Below are 16,273 nucleotides of genomic sequence, written 5' to 3' on the forward strand. Positions count from 1 at the left end.
CGAGTAGGGGTTAGAGCGCGTCCGCGCCGACTTCGCCGGTGCGGATGCGGATGACCTGGTCGATGGCGGTGACGAAAATCTTGCCGTCTCCGATCTTGCCGGTGCCCGCCGCCTGCTGGATGGCCTCGATCACGGCATCCAGGCGTTCGTCGGTGACCACGGTTTCGACTTTGATCTTGGGCAGGAAATCGACGACGTACTCGGCGCCCCGGTACAACTCGGTGTGGCCCTTCTGCCGGCCGAAGCCTTTGACTTCGGTGACGGTGATGCCCGACACGCCCGCTTGCGACAAGGATTCTCGAACCTCGTCTAGCTTGAACGGCCGGATGATGGCGGTGATCAGTTTCATGCGCATTCCCCGTGGGTGGATGGAACCGGCCTCGCGAAGAGACCGGTGGGTTTCGTACACAAAACAGAAACCGCATTCGACGTGGGAGAGGGAGCTGCGGTTCGCTGTTTCTGTTCTTCTTTCTGTTGCCGGTCGAAAGTTACGAAGGAAAAACGCGGCGATAGCGACGTGTGGGAGGGGTACGTCCGTCGCTATCGCCGCTAAAACTCAGTTGCCGTAGTACAGCTGGTATTCGAGCGGATGGGTGGCGGCGCGGAACTTGGTCACTTCCTGCATCTTCAGCGCGATGTAGCCGTCGATGAAGTCGTCGCTCATCACGCCGCCGGCCTTGAGGAACTCGCGGTCGGCATCCAGCGCTTCCAATGCCTGGTCCAGGCTGGAGCAGACCTGCGGGATGTTCTTCTCTTCTTCCGGCGGCAGGTCGTACAGATCCTTGTCGGACGGTTCGCCCGGATCGATCTGGTTCTTGATGCCGTCCAGACCGGCCATCATCAGCGCGGTGAAGGTCAGGTAGCCGGTCTGCAACGGATCGGGGAAACGCATCTCGATGCGGCGCGCCTTCGGGTTGGACACCCACGGGATGCGGCACGAAGCGGAACGATTGCGCGCGGAGTACGCGAGCATCACCGGCGCCTCGAAGCCCGGCACCAGGCGCTTGTAGCTGTTGGTGCCGGAGTTGGCGAACGCGTTGATCGCCTTGGCGTGCTTGAAGATGCCGCCGATGTACCACAGCGCCAGCTGCGACAGGCCGCCGTAGCCGTCGCCGGTGAACAGGTTGGTGCCGCCCTTGGCCAGCGACTGGTGCACGTGCATGCCGCTGCCGTTGTCGCCAACGATCGGCTTGGGCATGAAGGTGGCTGTCTTGCCGTTGCGGAAGGCCACGTTCTTGACGATGTACTTCATCGTCAGCAACTCATCGGCCTTCTTCACCAGCGAATTGAACTTGGTGCCGATCTCGCACTGGCCGGCGGTGGCCACTTCGTGGTGGTGCACTTCGACTTCGATGCCGACCTGTTCCAGCGTCTTGCACATCTCGGCACGGATGTCGTGCAGGGTGTCGGCCGGGGCCACCGGGAAGTAGCCGCCCTTCACGCCCGGGCGATAGCCGCTATTGCCGCCTTCGTATTTGGTGCCGCTGTTCCAGGCCGCTTCTTCCGATTCGATCTTGAAGAAGGTGTTGCCCATGTCGTTGGCGTAGCGCACCGAATCGAAGATGAAGAATTCCGGTTCCGGGCCGAAGAACGCCTGCTCGGCGATGCCGCTGGACTTGAGGAAGGCTTCGGCGCGCTTGGCGATGCCGCGCGGGCAGCGCGAATAGCCCTGCATGGTGGCCGGATCCAGCACGTCGCAGGTCAGGACCACGGTCGGGTCGGCGGTGAACGGGTCGAGGTAGGCGGTGCTGGCGTCGGGCAGCAGGACCATGTCCGATTCGTTGATGCCTTTCCAGCCGCTGATGGAGCTGCCGTCGAACATGCGGCCGTCCTCGAACAGCGATTCGTCGACGATATTGGCCGGGAAGGTCACGTGGTGCTGGATGCCGCGCACATCGGCGAAGCGCAGGTCGACGAACTCGACCTTGTTGTCCTTGATCAGCTTTTCGACTTTGTCCGCAGACATCTTGGAACCTCGGTTTTCGGATTTGAGTGAGGTCCTTATTGCAAGCCGCGTGCCAAGCTTCGATGCACCGTAAGTGGCTGATTCGTATGGTGCGACGCGTCACGGATAGAGGCTTAATGCACAATTTCGGGGATTTAAGTACAGAAATTGCACCATATTGGTTCTTTATAAATCCACTATTCTTGAGGGCGTCGCACCGAACGTGGTCCCTACAGAACGTCGTCATCCCAGCGAAAGCTGGGATCCACCTTGATCTTGCTTTTTGCTTGGCGTGACCAGCCAGAGCCAAAGTCAAAATGGATCCCAGCTTTCGCTGGGATGACGATCCTTTTGAGGTGATTGCCCTCGTCTGGGCTGCCAGGCCCTTCGACTGCCCGAAGCCACATCCCCTACCTCAGACCCCACTCCATGATCGAACTACTCAAAGCCCTGCTCCTCGGCATCATCGAAGGCATCACCGAATTCCTGCCCATTTCCAGCACCGGGCACCTGTTGCTCGCCGAACGCCTGCTGGGGCTGGGCCACCGCAGCGACCTGTTCAACATCGGCATTCAGGCTGGCGCGATCCTGGCCGTGGTGCTGATCTATCGGCAGCGGTTGTGGGATCTGGCGATGGGATTCTTCGGTCGCGGCGCGCCCGCCGACCACGACCCTGCCGGCATGGCGCTGAGCCCGGCGCAGGCGCGCGCCTACGCGCTGAAACTGGCAGTCGCCTTCGGCGTCACCGCCGTTCTCGGCCTGCTGGTGAAGAAGCTGGGCTTCAAGCTACCGGAAGAAGTCATCCCCATCGCTTGGGCGCTGATCCTGGGCGGTATCTGGATGATCGCCGCCGAATATTTCGCCGCCAAGCGCGCGCAGGCCTTGGGCGAACGCAGCGAGATCAGCTGGACGGTGGCGGTCCTGGTCGGCATTGCGCAGGTGGTGGCTGGCGTATTTCCCGGCACCTCGCGTTCGGCGGCGACGATCTTCGTGGCCTTGCTGGCGGGTACGACCAATCGTGCAGCGGCGACCGAATTCGCCTTCCTGATCGGTATTCCGACCATGTTCGCAGCCACCGGCTACGAACTGATCGACGTGCTGCACTCGGGTCAGGCCGCGAACGAGGACTGGGCGGCGTTCGCCGTCGCTTTCGTCGCTTCGGCCATCACCGCCTTCATCGCGGTGAAATGGCTGCTGAGCTATATCCAGAGCCACCGCTTCACCGCGTTTGCGATCTACCGTTTCGTGCTGGGCTTGGCATTGCTGGCGATGGTGCCGGCCGGCAGTTGATCCCGTGCGTAGGAGCGACGTGAGTCGCGAAACAGACATCAATCGCGACTCACATCGCTCCTACGCCGATCCGGCAGCTTCACCCCATTCGTTGCATTGATGCGTTTGCCTGAGCTCATCGCTGGAGAACGAAATGAAACGCTGCCTGATCCTGATGTTGCCGCTCGCACTCGCCGCCTGCGCCAAGCCCCCTGAGGGTGAGCCGGCCACGCCGCCCGCCGCGGTCGCTCCGGCCGCAACACAACCCGCGCCGGCCGATACGACTGCCCTGTCCGCCTATCACTGGCGATTGAACGACGCCAAGGATGCCAGCGGCAAACGCATCGAGGCGCTTTTCGTCAGCGCGGACAAACCGTTGCAACTCGATTTCGCAGACGGACGCATCAGCGTCAGCAACGCCTGCAACCACATGGGCGGCGCGTATTCGGTAGAAGGCGACAAGCTGAAGTTCGACCGCCTGGCGTCGACCCTGATGGCCTGCACCGATCCCAAACTGATGGCGCTGGACCAGGAGATCGGCAAGCGCCTGGAAACCGTGTCGACGTTCGCGCTGCAATCAGGCGATGCCCCGACGCTGACGCTGACCGGCGGCAACGGCGACGTACTGACCTTCAAAGGCGATCCCACCGCCGAAACCCGTTACGGCGGGAAGGGCGAAACCGCCTTCCTCGAAGTCGCCGCCCAGACCAAGCCCTGCAATCATCCGTTGATCCCGAACATGCAATGCCTGCAGGTGCGCGAGCTCGAGTACGACGACAAGGGCATCAAGACCGGCACCGACGGCGAGTTCCAGAATTTCTACAGCGCTATCGAGGGATATACCCACGAGCCGGGCATCCGCAACGTCGTACGAGTCAAGCGTTACGCGATCAAGAACCCGCCGGCCGATGGCAGTTCGCTGGCCTACGTGCTCGACATGGTGGTGGAGTCGGAGACCGTCGCGCCCTGATCATGGGTCGCTTCGACACGCGGCTTGGATACCACGTAAGTGCGGGTAATAGAATCGTGCCACGCCCGACGCACGTCGTCGTCGCTTATGAGCAGCGACAGCGCATCGAAGGGAATCAGTCGGCATAAGCTGCGCAGCAATGCCCGCTTGAACGTCAATCGCCTCCCCTCCGCATCGACTACGCGCGTACCGGTGATCAGCTTCCCGATCGTCAGACCAAACAAGCCTTCCATTGCGGTGTAGTAGATCAAAACCATGGCGAAATCGATCGCATATTCGGTCGGCTTGTTCATGCCGTCGATCCATTCCAGCGCAGCGTCGCTTCCGAAGACTCCAATCAACGCCGCCGCCAACACCATCAATCCAAGCATGGCCAGCTTGTCGATGAGCCAGTTCAGGAATCGGCGCGGCTTGCTCGCCGATTGGATATGGTGGACCAAAGGCGCCTCGACGATCTCGCCATCGGGCGTTCGATACGGGTTATGCGCATCCATGCGGTGTTCGGTCAAACGCCGGAATTCAGCGAATAGAAGCCATGTATCGCGGTTTCCGCCAGGACATGTCCCTGCATCGCACGTAGCACCTGCGCCGCAGTGAAACGCTCCGGCACCTCGAGCTTTTCCACATCCAGCGCGAACAAGCGGAAGAAGTACCGGTGCGTGCGCAGGTCGTTGAACGGCGGGTACGGACCGTCGTAGCCGAAATAATCGCCGCCCATGTCCGCATCGCCGGCGAACCAACCGGTGTAGTCGTTCAATCCCTGGCGCGCGCCCGGCGGACCCGGCGGGTTCCGCTTGCCCTTTGGCGTGATGCCATCGCTGCAGCTGCCCGCTTCGATCAGGCGCACATCGGCGGCGATATCGATCATCGCCCAGTGCACGAAATCGCCCCGCGGCTGTTCCACCGGAATCTGCAGGTCGTCGCGACCCACCGTTTCCGGCACCGTCGGCGCGTCCGGATCGACGCACAGCAAAGCGAACGAGCGGGTTCCCTCCGGAACTTTATTCCATTCCAGATGCGGGTTGCGGTTCCCGCCGAACCCATCGGGCAGACCCATCGCGAACTCTGCCGGGATGCGCTTGCCGGATTCGAAACTGTCGCTTGCGATGCGCATGGCCATTCTCTGGGAAATCAGGCGTCGGGATAACCGAGGCGGCGGGCAACGGCGTTCAGCGCCGCGAACGGACCGGCGAGGGCCTCAGCATAATTCCGCCAGTGCCCTGAGACAAAACGACCAGGGCCTAGCGCGGGTGCGGGCGACAACTCGATACCCAGCGCCTGACCGGTGGCGGCAGCGATCGCCGCGGCATCGTCGGCGATCGCATCGATACGTACGACGCGATTGGAAACCGGGCTGCCCTCGGCCACGGTCGCGACCTGTTCGAGTACATGGGCCAGCCAGACCGCGATTCGCATCGGCGTGCCGGCGTCGTAGCGGATATAGGAATCGCGCTGCAGCCAATCGACAAGCATGTCGCGAGGATCGCACAGTACGAACAACACCAGAGCCTCAGGCAGCGCATTGCGCAAGGCGTGCAGCAATGCGTTGTCCCACCATGGCAGCCAATCGATCGGTCCGTTCGACTCGTCCAGGCCGCGCGACGCCAGAGTGGCGCGCCACGCGGAAATGACCGTCGCAGCGTCCAGTTCGCCTACCGAAAGGCGCAAGGCGGTCTGTGGGTATTGCAGGGGGTCGTGCGGCGGTTGCAGGCTGGTGCGGTCTATGCCGATCCGCGACCTCGTGTTGTGGAGCAGCGTCGACACCACGCGCTCGACGCCCGACCCCGAAGGGCCGAACAGGAAAACCGGGCGGGGTGCGTTGCCCTCCGGCTCGGCGATAGGAGGATAGATCGTTGCGTCTCCGCTGCTCGCCGGCAGAGGCTGCGCCTGTGGGTCGGGGATCGCGTGCAACCGAGTCCAAGTAGCCGCCGCATCGGCATACTGGCCCGCCCGATCCTGCGCCCGGCCCAGCCAACCCAGCACCATACGTCCGGTCCGCGGATCGGTAATGTTGGGGAGCAGAGCCTGGATGTAGGCGACCGCCGCGGGCGGATCGTCGAGAAAGAGCTGGTTGACGATCTGGCTGTTCGCTTCGACGTGCCCTGGCTCGAGCTCGATGATGCGCTCGGCCAGCGCCTTCGCCGCCTGCTTGTCGCCTTGCTGTTCGGCTTGCCACATCTTTACATGCAGGGGCTGCACCGATTCCGGAATGGCGGCCTGCCAGCGCTTCGCAAGTCCGTCGATATCGCCATCGGCCGGCTCGAAGGACAACCTCGCGGACCATAAACCGTCGATGTGGGGCGACGTAGCCAACGCGGCCTCGAGCGTGTTGCGTGCGTCGGCGGCATCGCCGTTGCGGCGCAGCGCTTCGATCAGCGCGTCCAAGGTCACCCGATCGTCCGGCGCGGCAGCGGCGGCGCGCTTCAGCAACGGAAGCGCGCGGGCATGATTGCCGGCGACCAGCCACAACTCGCCGGCGTAGCGCATCAGGTCCGGCGGCATGGTGTTGTTGGGGACCAGGCCCGCTTCGATCACTTCGGCCGCTTCCGCATGCCGGCCTTGACCGCGGATCACATCGGCCAGCATGTGGCGCACGCCGTGCGCGGTCGGATTTTTTTCGACCACGACGCGGAACGCCTGCTCCGCGAACGAAAGATGGTCTTGGGCAAGGAAAGACAATCCGAGCGCATAGCGTGTCTGCAACGCATCGGGAGCGAGCTGCGTCGCGCGCATCAGAAGCGCATGCGCCTCCTTCAACTGCTTGCGATGCAGCAGCACCATGCCCTGCACCGTCAACAGCCACGCGTGGTTCGGATCGACGCGCGACGCAAGGCGGACCAAGCGTTCGGCTTCGTCCAGATCGCCACGGCCAAGCGCGATCTGCGCCTGCATCACATAGGCTCGCAGTTCGTTAGGATCGGCGCTTATCGTGCGGCCGAGTTCGGCCTGCGCTTCGTCGATGCGAGCTTCGGCCATCAGCAACGTCGCGCGCTGGTAGTGCAGGCTGCTGTCAACGGGGGCAAATGCCATTGCTCGATCGAGCGCGGCATGCGCTTGCCGCGAATCGCCGTTCATTCCGAGCGCGAGCGCGAGCAAACGAAGTTTCTCGGGATCGTCCGGGGCAACCGCAACGGCGGCCTGCGCCATCCCTAGGGCAGCCGCAATATCTCCGCGGCGGAGTGATTCAACGATTTCTTCGTGCATGTGGCTGGAATGCTGCTGCAGGCGCGGGCCCGGAACCGCTTATTGTAGCCAGTCGACCGTCAGGTCGCCGCCAGCAGGTGCTCGGTCACCCAGCGTTCGCCGAATCCGTCGCAAGCCGCGTTCTCGATGAATCCGCAATGTCCGCCCCAGCGCGCGGTTTCCAGATGCGCCAGGGCGGGCAGCTGCCAGGCCTGGAAATGGGCGAAGGGGATGACCGGATCGTCCTCGGCCATCAGGATATCGGCCGGCACGGTCAGGCCGCTAAGGCGGTCGCCGGCGATGGAATAGCCTTCGAAATAGTCGTCGATGGTGCCGAAATCGGTATGCCGCTCGACCATCCAGCGGGTCAGTTCGCGCACGCTCTTGGCCAGGGTTTCGTCGTCGTAGTTGTGGCGCTCGGGAAACAGCTCGCGCTTACGCTCCAGCGAGTGCCGCCACTTGCGCTGGAAATACCAGTGATACAGCGGCAACCCTTCCTCCATGCCCATCAGCGATGCGGAAGGATCCAGTACCGGGCAGACCGAGGCCACCCGCGCCAGCGGCAAACCCGCCTGGGGCGCGCGCAAGGCCAGGCGCAGGACGAAATTGCCGCCCAGCGAATAACCGGCCGCCACGAACCGGCGGTGCGGGAAGCGCCGGGCCACATCGCCGGCCGCGTTGACCACTTCATCCAGCCGGTTGGAGTGGAAGATTTCTTCGTTGAGATGATGGGTGCCGCCGTGGTCGCGGAAATTCAGCCGTACCACCTCGAAACCGGCCTCCAGCAGGCGCGCGGCGGTCATGCGCATGTAGCTGGATTCGGTGCTGCCTTCCCAGCCGTGCAGCAACAGCGCCAGGCCGCTGGAGGTCTTGCCCGGTACCGCGCTGTGCCAGCCCTGCAGGCGCACGCCGTCGCCGCCGTCGAAGATGTGTTCGGTGGTCACCGCACCAGTGGCGTTGAGCGCGCGCAGGCCGCGCCGGCGGCGCAGGCCGCTGGAACTCAGCACCGATTGCAGATGCGGGTTATGCAGCCACTTGGGCGGATGGTAGTCGTCTGCAGTCAGCATCGGGGCGAGCATGCTCGCGTGGATTGGAGCATTGTCTCCAAACCCCTCAAGCGTCCGATTCCATCGCCGCGACGATGCGCTCGCGCGCCAATTCGGCGATCTTGCTGCGGCCTTCCAGTTCGCCCGCCGCGATCGGGGCCAGGAAACAGATATCGGCGCTGCGTGCCGGTTCGCCCAGCAGACGCATGAAATTGGCGAAGAAGCTTTCCCCGGCGCCGAACGCCACCAGCGTCTGCGCGCTGCCGCGCGGGCCGTAACGCAGGGCCACCGGCTGCACCGGCACGCCGGCTTCCACAGCCGGCTGGAAAATGCGCGCATGGAACGGACCCACCTCGGAACCGTCGCGGGTGCGTCCTTCGGGAAACACTCCGACCGGCCGGCCGGCCTGCAGGCGCGCCAGCATGGCGTGCATCACCCCGCCCATCGATTCCTGGCTGCCGCGCTGGTGGAAGATGGTTTCGCCGCGGGCCGTCAGCCAACCCACCAGCGGCCAGCCGCGGATTTCCTGCTTGGCCACGAAGCCCATCATGCGCTGGCTGTGCAGCATCTCGATATCCACCCAGCTGACATGGTTGGCCACGAACATCGCCGGATCCGGCAACGGCGTGCCGAGCCGGCGCAGACGGAAACCGAAGATGCGCATCAACCCGGCCGACCACAAGCGGATGGCCAGATGCTCGATGCGCAAACCGGCCACGCGGATCCCCGACCACAGCGGCACCATGCTCAGCAGCACCAGCGGCAACAGCACCAGGATGTGGATCAGCAGCAGGGGAACGCGGTATAGGTAGCGGAACGCGCGCCCCAGTCCGCCGCCTGAGGTGGCGTGAGGTAGGGGGGAAATCATCCCCTCACAATACCGGATGGGGCTGGAGTACGGCTACTAAGCGCTGGGCCGTAAGTCGGGGCTACGCCCCCGACGCACGCGGCGCATGGTCTGCGAGCGTCATCGGGACAATGCGGTCGGGGGCGTAGCCCCGACCTACACTGCGGCTGGAATCACCGCCAGCGTGATCCGCGAAATGCAAACCGGCTTGCCGGCTTCGTTCTCGATGCGGATTTCCCAGACGTGCGTGCTGCGTCCGACGTGAAGCGCGCGCGCGGTGCCAATGACCATGCCCTCGCGTACGGCGCGCAAGTGGTTGGCGTTTATTTCCAATCCGACCACCGCTTCGGTGGCGCTGTCCACGCACAGGCCGCCGGCCATGCTGCCCAGGGTTTCGGCCAAGGCCACCGACGCGCCGCCATGCAGCAGCCCATAGGGTTGCTTGGTGCGCGCGTCCACCGGCATGGTGCCGCGCAGCCAGTCGTCGCCGGCTTCGATGATGAGGATTCCCAGGTTCTCGACCATGGATCCGCGCACGCGCGCGTTGAGGGCGTCGATGTCGACAGGATTGCGGAAGGCCATAGCGGCTCCTCTCAGAGAATGGGGACCAGACCGGCGCCGAACGCGGTCAGCAGACGCGTATACAACCACTTGGGACCGACGTTGACCTCGGGGAAATCGCCGACGGCTTCATAGCAGCGATGGAAGGCGGGATCGTTCGCAGGCACCGGCGCGGGGCAGTCGGGGCCGGGCTTGAACTCGTAACTGGTGGCGTACCGCCACGGCCAGAGGTCGAACAGGGGCAAGGCTTCGGAGACCTTACCCATGCTGTAGTCCAGCCCCGACAGCACCGGCGGCTTGGCGCGCGGCGCGATCACCCATGAATTCTCCGGCGACGTATCGCGGCGGATACTGGCGGCCAACGCCTGGGCGAAGGCGGCGTCCTCGATCACCACTGCCGCCTCGGTGTTGTAGTTCTCCGAACGCGGATCGAAGTTGTGCGTGCCGATCACGCCGATGCGGTTGTCGATCACCATCGATTTCGCATGCAGGCCTATGCGTACGCCGGCGCGCTTGAGCGGCAATGGCGAAGTAGCGGCGCCGCTACTGAGGAAGGAAGGGCGCGACTCGGTGCGCTGCAGCCGTCGCGTGGTTTCGCCGGTGCGGGCCGATCCCGAGGACGGGCCGATCGAACCGGACGGGCCCCGAAAACTCTCCTCGCCCTCCATGGCCAACGGCGGGCCCTCGGGCATCAGTGCGGCATAGTCCACCGGGGCGTCTTCGGGGAAAGGCTTGTACTCGTAGATGCGGAACCCGAACTCGCGCAGATAGCGGCGCTTGTACTTGAACGACATCGAATACACCACGGCATTGTCGGTGGCGGCCAGGCTGTTGGTGGACACGATCACCTGCGGTGCGGACTCGCGCTGGTGCAGCGCGCGGAACAGGTCCTGCGCGGGTTCGGACATCACCAGGTAAGGCGTCTGCAACAGCACTTCCGATTGTGCGCCCGCGATCAGCGTCTCCAGTTCCGGCGCCGCGGGCGCGGCGTCTGCGGGCCGTTCGCGGCGGTGCTTCTGCGGAAGATCGGCCACGTATTTCACCACTCCCACCGGCATCGCGGCCTGCGCCAGGCGATCGCGCACCAGTTGCTCGTCGCCGGCTTCGGCCGACAGCGCCGCCACCCGGTCGGGACGCAGGAAAGCGTCCGCCGGCATCGCCGGCACGCCTTCCTTCAGCAACATGCGGCCGACGTCGTTCAGGCGTTCCACCGGTATGCTGCGGCGGGCGTTCCAGAACGCTTCGAAATTGGTCGCCATCTCGCGCGAGGCCGGTCCGGCCACCAGCACGTCGCGGTCGCGGAAGTTGTACTCGGCGTCCCAGTCGTAATAGTCGTCCTGGTAATTGCGTCCTCCGGTGATGCCGACCGCTTCGTCGATCAGGATCAGCTTGGTGTGCATGCGCTGGTTGAAGCGCCGGAAGCAGCACAGCACGCTGCCCGCGTAGTCGAAGTAGTTGAGCTTGGCCTTGCGGAAACTGGGGTTGTAGATGCGGATCTCGAAATTCATGTGCGAGCCCGACAAGGCCGCCAGGATGCCCAGGTCCGGGATCGCGGAAAGCTGGTCGATCAGCAGCCGCACTTTCACTCCGCGGCGCGAGGCGGCCAGCAGTTCGTCCAGCACCAGCCGTGCGCTGTCGTCCTTGTCGAAGATGTAGGTCTGCACGTCGATACGGCTGCGCGCGCTGCGGATCAGGTTGATGCGCGCCAGCAACGCGTCGCGGCCACGGTCCAGGATCAGCGCGTAATGGCGCGGGGTCTGCGGGCTCGATTCGGTGTAGGCGCGGTCGCTCAGCTCATGCAATGGCGACGGCTGCGCGCAAGCATTGGCGGCGCTGCAATCCACGATCCGCGAACGCGCCGCCACGGCGATGGAAGCGGCGCGATTGCGCTGGGTCTCGGACAGACTGACGCAGGCCGCGCTCGACAGCGCCAGCCACACCACCAGGCCGCGGAAGAGCAGGTTCATGGCGCGACCTCCGCCTTCAGGCGCGCGCGCAGCACGAACACCACCCGGTCGCTGACCGCCATCATCCAGTCGTCCATGTCGTAATCGCTACGCCGCACCGCGCCGGTGGCGATCACATCGCAATCCCGACCCGGGCGCGCGCAGGTGGAAGGCGCCACCGTCAGCGTCTTGGGCCGGGTGATGCCGCGAATGCTCAGGTCTCCGGCGAGGTCGCCGCCGTATTTCAGCAGTTGCTCGTCGTAGGGCTTGGAGACGAACACCACCACCGGATAGCGTTTGGCTTCGAAGAACTGGGGGCCACGGGTCCACTCCGAATAGCGCGGATGGCCGATGATCTCTACCGATTCGGTGAACATGCGCAGCACCACCTGGTGGCGACCGTCGTGCAGGTGTTTCACCTCGCCTTCGTAGCGTGCGAACTCGCCTTCCAGTTTCATGCCCCAGCGCGTACGCAGTTCGAAGCCGAAACGCGAGGCGGCCGGATCGAAGGTCTCGGCCGTCGCCGCGAGCGCGGGCCACAGGCACAGCACGGCCAGGCCACACCACCCCCAGCGCTTCCAGCCGAACATTGGAGCCGTCACGGCCACCAGAAGGCGGAAAGGGTCGCGACTCCCGGTTCGATGCTGGCGTCCGCAGGCAGCTTCAACACCACTACGGACGCGGGGGGCATGCCGCGATAGTCGCCCGACTGGCCGCTGTGCATCAGCGCCGCCAGTCGTTCCAGACCGGGATTGTGGCCGACCAGCAGCAAGCGCTCGGCCTCGCGGTGAGCATCGGCCAGTTCCGCCAGGGTGCCGGCGGTGGCTTCGTAGATGCGATCTTCCAGGCGCTGCTCGACGTAACCGATGGTCTCCAGGACCGCCTCCAGAGTTTCGCGCGCGCGGCGGGCCGGCGAGCACAGCACCCGGTCCGGCACCAGACCTTGTTCGGCAAGCCAGCGGCCGGCGGCGGCGGCCTCGGCCAGTCCGTCCGGGGACAGGGGCCGATCGAGGTCGGGCTGCCCGGCGGCGGCGGGTTCGGCATGCGCATGGCGCAGGAGTATCAGTTCACGCATGGCATCCCTTCGGTTGGAGCGAGCTCAGAAGCAGGCTCAGGCTTTCTTGATCCATTTCAACAAGGGATCCCAGTCGGCCTGATGGTCGCGCACTTGCGCGGACCGGTAATCGAACAGACTGCGGCCCAGCCCGGCCAGGACCACGTAGGCCTGGGTATCGCGCAGCTGCGCGACCACCTCATAGGGCCAGGTCTTGAGCATTTCCACGGCCTGCTGCGAGGTGTTGGTCCACGGCTTGCTGCGGTTGACCACCAGGCCCACCGGCAGCTTGCGCTTATGTACGCGCGACACCTTGGATAGAGAATTCAGGAAGCCCACGGTGGCCTCGATGTCCAGCGCCGACGGCAGCACCGGGACCACGATGGCGTCCGCGTGCTCGATGAACTGCGGCAGGTCGTCGGCCATCGCTCCGGCCGGGGCATCGATGACCACCCGCTCGGCGTCATCCGGCAACCAAGCGCGCCAGGCGCGTTTGCCGCTGGCATCGATGGGAAGTACGGCGGTTTCCAGCTCGGCGCGGCGTTCGGCCCAACGGGTGGAGGAGTGCTGGGGATCGGCGTCCACCAGTACGGTGCGCTTGCCGTCCAGCGCGAAATGCGCGGCCAGGTTAGTGGCCAGTGTGGTCTTGCCCGCGCCACCCTTGGAGCTGGCGACCAGAATCGTCTTCATGCGCACGCCTCGTTACCGGGAAGCCGCAGGGTACACCGGCGACGGTTAACGGGGAACGGTCTCCCCGACCTCCCCCTTGGGAAAAGGGGGATTGAGGGGGATTTGCTTTTGCTCCTTTGCTCAAGATCAAAAGCGGACCCTGCATGGGCCTCGTTTCGAACGGGCAAAGCGCAAACCCTCCATTCCCTGTTTCCCGCTTTGCTATCGTGCGCGCTGCCAAGGACCCGGACCGATCGTGAGCGAACTGCAGGACCTGACCGCGCTGATTCGCGCCAATACCCCGTTGATCGTCATCGAGACCCAGGACGAAGGCCGCGCGGTCGAGCTGTTCCGCCAGGCTTTGTCCCAGGTCTGGCGCGCGCTCTATCGGTGGTCTATCACCGAAGGTCTGCGCCGCATCGACATGGACCGCGAGGACGAAGCCGAAGGCCCGCCCGATGCCAGCGCCGCTTTGCAGGCGATGAAGCAGGCTGAGCAACGCGGCATCTATCTGTTGCTCGATTTCCACCCCTACCTGGGCTACGCCAGCAGCCAGCGCCAGCTACGCGATATCGTGCAGCGTCGTCATTGCCAGCCGCACGTGGTGGTGCTGGTCGGCGCCAAGGTGGAGTTGCCGTCGGAACTGGAAGCCATCGCAGTGCGCTTCAATCCGCGCCTGCCCGACGCCAACGCCCTGCTGAAGATGGTGCGCGAGGAAGCCAGCGAATACGCCCGCGAAAACGGCGGCCGCCGGGTCGAAGCCGACGGCGAAGCGGTGCAGCAGATCGTGCGCAATCTGCAGGGACTGAGCCTGCCCGATGCGCGCCGCATCGCCCGCCAGCTGATCTACGACGACGGCGCGCTCAACGCCGCCGATCTGCCGCAGCTGTCCAAGCTCAAGTTCGAGCTGCTCAACCGCAGCGGCCATCTGCACTACGAATACGACACCGCGCGCTTCGCCGACGTGGCCGGAGCCAGACGCCTGAAGCGCTGGGTCGAGCAACGCCGCGAGGTGTTCGTCGCAGGCACCGCGCCACCGGGTCTGGACCCGCCCAAAGGCATGCTGCTGCTGGGCGTGCAGGGTTGCGGCAAATCGATGCTGGCCAAGGCCACCGCGGCCGGTTTCGGCGTGCCCCTGTTGCGCCTGGATTTTGGCACCCTGTACGACAAGTACCATGGCGAGACCGAGAAGAACCTGCGCAGCGCGCTGGCCTCGGCCGAACAGCTGGCGCCGTGCGTGCTGTGGATCGACGAGATCGAGAAAGGCCTGGCCGGCGGCAGCGGTGAAGGCGACGGTGGCGTATCGCGTCGTGTGCTGGGTTATCTGCTGACGTGGATGGCCGAGCGCAAGAGCCAAGTCTTCCTGGTCGCCACCGCCAACCAGGTAAACGAGCTTCCACCCGAACTGCTGCGCAAGGGTCGCTTCGATGAAATCTTCTTCGTCGACCTGCCCGACCCGGACACGCGGGTGGAACTGCTGCGCCTGCATTTGACCCGTCGCAAGCTGGAGCCGGAGGATTTCGCGTTGCCCGCCATGGCCGCGGCCAGCAACGGCTTCTCCGGCGCGGAGATCGAACAGGCCATCGTCGCCGCGCTGTACACCGCCCACGCGGACCGCAAGCCGCTGGACACCGACCTGTTGATGCAGGAAATACGCAATTCGCGTCCGCTCTCGGTGATCATGGCCGAACAGGTTTCGGCGTTGCGCGCGTGGGCGAGCGAGCGGACGGTGCCGGCCGATTGATCGCAGCGGGTCGATTTCTCGTAGGAGCGACGTGAGTCGCGACTGATGCTTGTTTCGCGACTCACGCCCCGAAGGAAGTCCCCTTGGGGGACGTCGCTCCTACTAGGCACCGCCGCCGAAGCGTTGCAGCACCCACACCCACGCTGGCAGCGTGGCCAGGGAAAGAAGAATCCCGTAACCCACCAACGCCGCCGCTAGCCGTGGCGCCAGGTTGTGGGCGATGGCTAACGCGCCGGCGGAGATCATGGTCGGCATAGCCGACTGCAGCGCATTGACCTGCAACATTCCGCCGCGCATGCCGAACAGCAAGGCCAACGCCAGCGCGAGTGCGGGCATCATCACCAACTTCAACAGCAGGCCCGTGGCTAAGGGCTTCACCTCATCGCGCGGCAGCTTCAACTGGATGGACAGGCCCACCGCCAGCATCACCAGCGGCAGCAACGCGTCGGCGAGCTTCTGCAAGGCGGACGCGATCCATTGCGGCGGCTGTTCGGGCATGACGGTCAGGCCGAGTATCAACGCCCAAACCGGCGGGAATTTAAGGATGCGCCGCAGTATCAGCTTCGCCGTGGGCGCCTCGTCGCCCGCGTATTTCGCCAGTACGTACAAGCCGAACGTGGACAACAGCACGAACGTGCCGAACTGGTCGTAGACCACCGCATAGGGCAGCGCACGTTCGCCGAGCAGCGCGCGCACCATCGGATAGCCGATGAAGCTGGTGTTGCCCAGCGCCACGCACAACAGCAACACGGCGTGTTCGTCGCGGCGGAACTTGAACAGGCGCGTGGCCAACGCCACCAGCAGCAGGGTCGCGGCCGCGAGCAGCCAGGGCGTGGCGATCAATCCCGCCAGCGAGACGTCCACATGCAGGCGCGGCGCGTAGATCAGCACCGCCGCCGGCAGGCATACGTATAGCACCACCAGATTGAGCGTCTCCGCCGCGTTGGCGGGCAATAACCTGAGACGCGCGAATCCCATGCCCAGGGCGAGCATGGTCAGGATCAGGGCGAACGCGTCGAAGGCCATCGCCAATGATTAT

The 16,273-nt window shown here is 64.7% G+C and carries 16 protein-coding genes; 3 read left to right on the plus strand and 13 right to left on the minus strand.

The genetic code is table 11. The features are described 5' to 3' along the window. Positions 1–10: 10 nt before the first annotated feature. Both J2W94_RS09835 and glnA read right to left on the minus strand, forming a co-directional pair. Positions 11–349 carry a P-II family nitrogen regulator gene (locus J2W94_RS09835; protein WP_310092693.1) on the minus strand — a complete coding sequence of 113 codons (339 nt, stop codon included), beginning with the start codon at positions 347–349 and terminating at the stop codon, positions 11–13. Between the two features lie 207 nt (positions 350–556). Beyond that, positions 557–1,966 carry a type I glutamate--ammonia ligase gene (gene glnA / locus J2W94_RS09840; RefSeq protein WP_310092695.1) on the minus strand — a complete coding sequence of 470 codons (1,410 nt, stop codon included), beginning with the start codon at positions 1,964–1,966 and terminating at the stop codon, positions 557–559. Positions 1,967–2,374: 408 nt separating this feature from the next. Here glnA and J2W94_RS09845 point away from each other — a divergent pair, with 408 nt between their 5' ends. Next, positions 2,375–3,235 carry an undecaprenyl-diphosphate phosphatase gene (locus tag J2W94_RS09845; protein WP_310092697.1) on the plus strand — a complete coding sequence of 287 codons (861 nt, stop codon included), beginning with the start codon at positions 2,375–2,377 and terminating at the stop codon, positions 3,233–3,235. 133 nt (positions 3,236–3,368) lie between these two features. Next, complete coding sequence (locus J2W94_RS09850) at positions 3,369–4,184, plus strand: META and DUF4377 domain-containing protein (RefSeq protein WP_310092699.1); 816 nt, start codon at positions 3,369–3,371, stop codon at positions 4,182–4,184. On the opposite strand, the gene J2W94_RS09855 is transcribed toward J2W94_RS09850, so the two are convergent. The 10 genes from J2W94_RS09855 to J2W94_RS09900 all read right to left on the minus strand — a co-directional run bounded on the left by J2W94_RS09855 (position 4,139) and on the right by J2W94_RS09900 (position 13,511). Beyond that, the gene (locus J2W94_RS09855) at positions 4,139–4,693 is read right to left on the minus strand and encodes an RDD family protein (protein ID WP_310092700.1); all 555 of its coding nucleotides are present in this window, start codon (positions 4,691–4,693) and stop codon (positions 4,139–4,141) included. The genes J2W94_RS09850 and J2W94_RS09855 overlap by 46 nt on opposite strands. Further along, entirely contained in the window at positions 4,690–5,298 is a 609-nt protein-coding gene (locus tag J2W94_RS09860; RefSeq protein ID WP_310092703.1) for a YbhB/YbcL family Raf kinase inhibitor-like protein, read from the minus strand. Before J2W94_RS09860 ends, J2W94_RS09855 begins: the two co-directional genes overlap by 4 nt. A 17-nt stretch (positions 5,299–5,315) precedes the next feature. Continuing rightward, entirely contained in the window at positions 5,316–7,214 is a 1,899-nt protein-coding gene (locus tag J2W94_RS09865; RefSeq protein ID WP_310092705.1) for a tetratricopeptide repeat protein, read from the minus strand. A gap of 233 nt (positions 7,215–7,447) precedes the next feature. Continuing rightward, positions 7,448–8,431: a YheT family hydrolase gene (locus tag J2W94_RS09870; protein ID WP_310093686.1), complete on the minus strand. Its 984-nt coding sequence runs from the start codon at positions 8,429–8,431 to the stop codon at positions 7,448–7,450. 49 nt (positions 8,432–8,480) lie between these two features. After that, positions 8,481–9,281, minus strand: a complete 801-nt coding sequence (locus J2W94_RS09875) for a lysophospholipid acyltransferase family protein (protein ID WP_310092708.1) — start codon at positions 9,279–9,281, stop codon at positions 8,481–8,483. 135 nt (positions 9,282–9,416) lie between these two features. Beyond that, complete coding sequence (locus tag J2W94_RS09880; protein WP_310092710.1) at positions 9,417–9,842, minus strand: hotdog fold thioesterase; 426 nt, start codon at positions 9,840–9,842, stop codon at positions 9,417–9,419. A gap of 11 nt (positions 9,843–9,853) precedes the next feature. Continuing rightward, entirely contained in the window at positions 9,854–11,788 is a 1,935-nt protein-coding gene (locus J2W94_RS09885) for a phospholipase D family protein (protein WP_310092712.1), read from the minus strand. Then, positions 11,785–12,357: a YceI family protein gene (locus tag J2W94_RS09890; RefSeq protein WP_310092714.1), complete on the minus strand. Its 573-nt coding sequence runs from the start codon at positions 12,355–12,357 to the stop codon at positions 11,785–11,787. The genes J2W94_RS09885 and J2W94_RS09890 overlap by 4 nt, the downstream gene beginning before the upstream one ends. A gap of 8 nt (positions 12,358–12,365) precedes the next feature. Further along, the gene (locus tag J2W94_RS09895; protein WP_310092715.1) at positions 12,366–12,842 is read right to left on the minus strand and encodes a SixA phosphatase family protein; all 477 of its coding nucleotides are present in this window, start codon (positions 12,840–12,842) and stop codon (positions 12,366–12,368) included. 36 nt (positions 12,843–12,878) lie between these two features. Next, positions 12,879–13,511, minus strand: coding sequence for a ParA family protein (locus J2W94_RS09900; RefSeq protein WP_310092716.1), 633 nt, complete (start codon positions 13,509–13,511; stop codon positions 12,879–12,881). Between the two features lie 235 nt (positions 13,512–13,746). On the opposite strand from J2W94_RS09900, the gene J2W94_RS09905 reads away from it, so the two are divergent. Continuing rightward, complete coding sequence (locus J2W94_RS09905; RefSeq protein WP_310092718.1) at positions 13,747–15,234, plus strand: AAA family ATPase; 1,488 nt, start codon at positions 13,747–13,749, stop codon at positions 15,232–15,234. 102 nt (positions 15,235–15,336) lie between these two features. Here J2W94_RS09905 and J2W94_RS09910 read toward each other — a convergent pair whose 3' ends face one another. After that, entirely contained in the window at positions 15,337–16,260 is a 924-nt protein-coding gene (locus J2W94_RS09910; protein WP_310092720.1) for an AEC family transporter, read from the minus strand. Between the last annotated feature and the right edge of the window lie 13 nt (positions 16,261–16,273).

This window comes from Pseudoxanthomonas sacheonensis (genome assembly GCF_031455975.1).
In the GTDB taxonomy this organism is placed as follows: Bacteria; Pseudomonadota; Gammaproteobacteria; order Xanthomonadales; family Xanthomonadaceae; genus Pseudoxanthomonas_A; species Pseudoxanthomonas_A sacheonensis_A.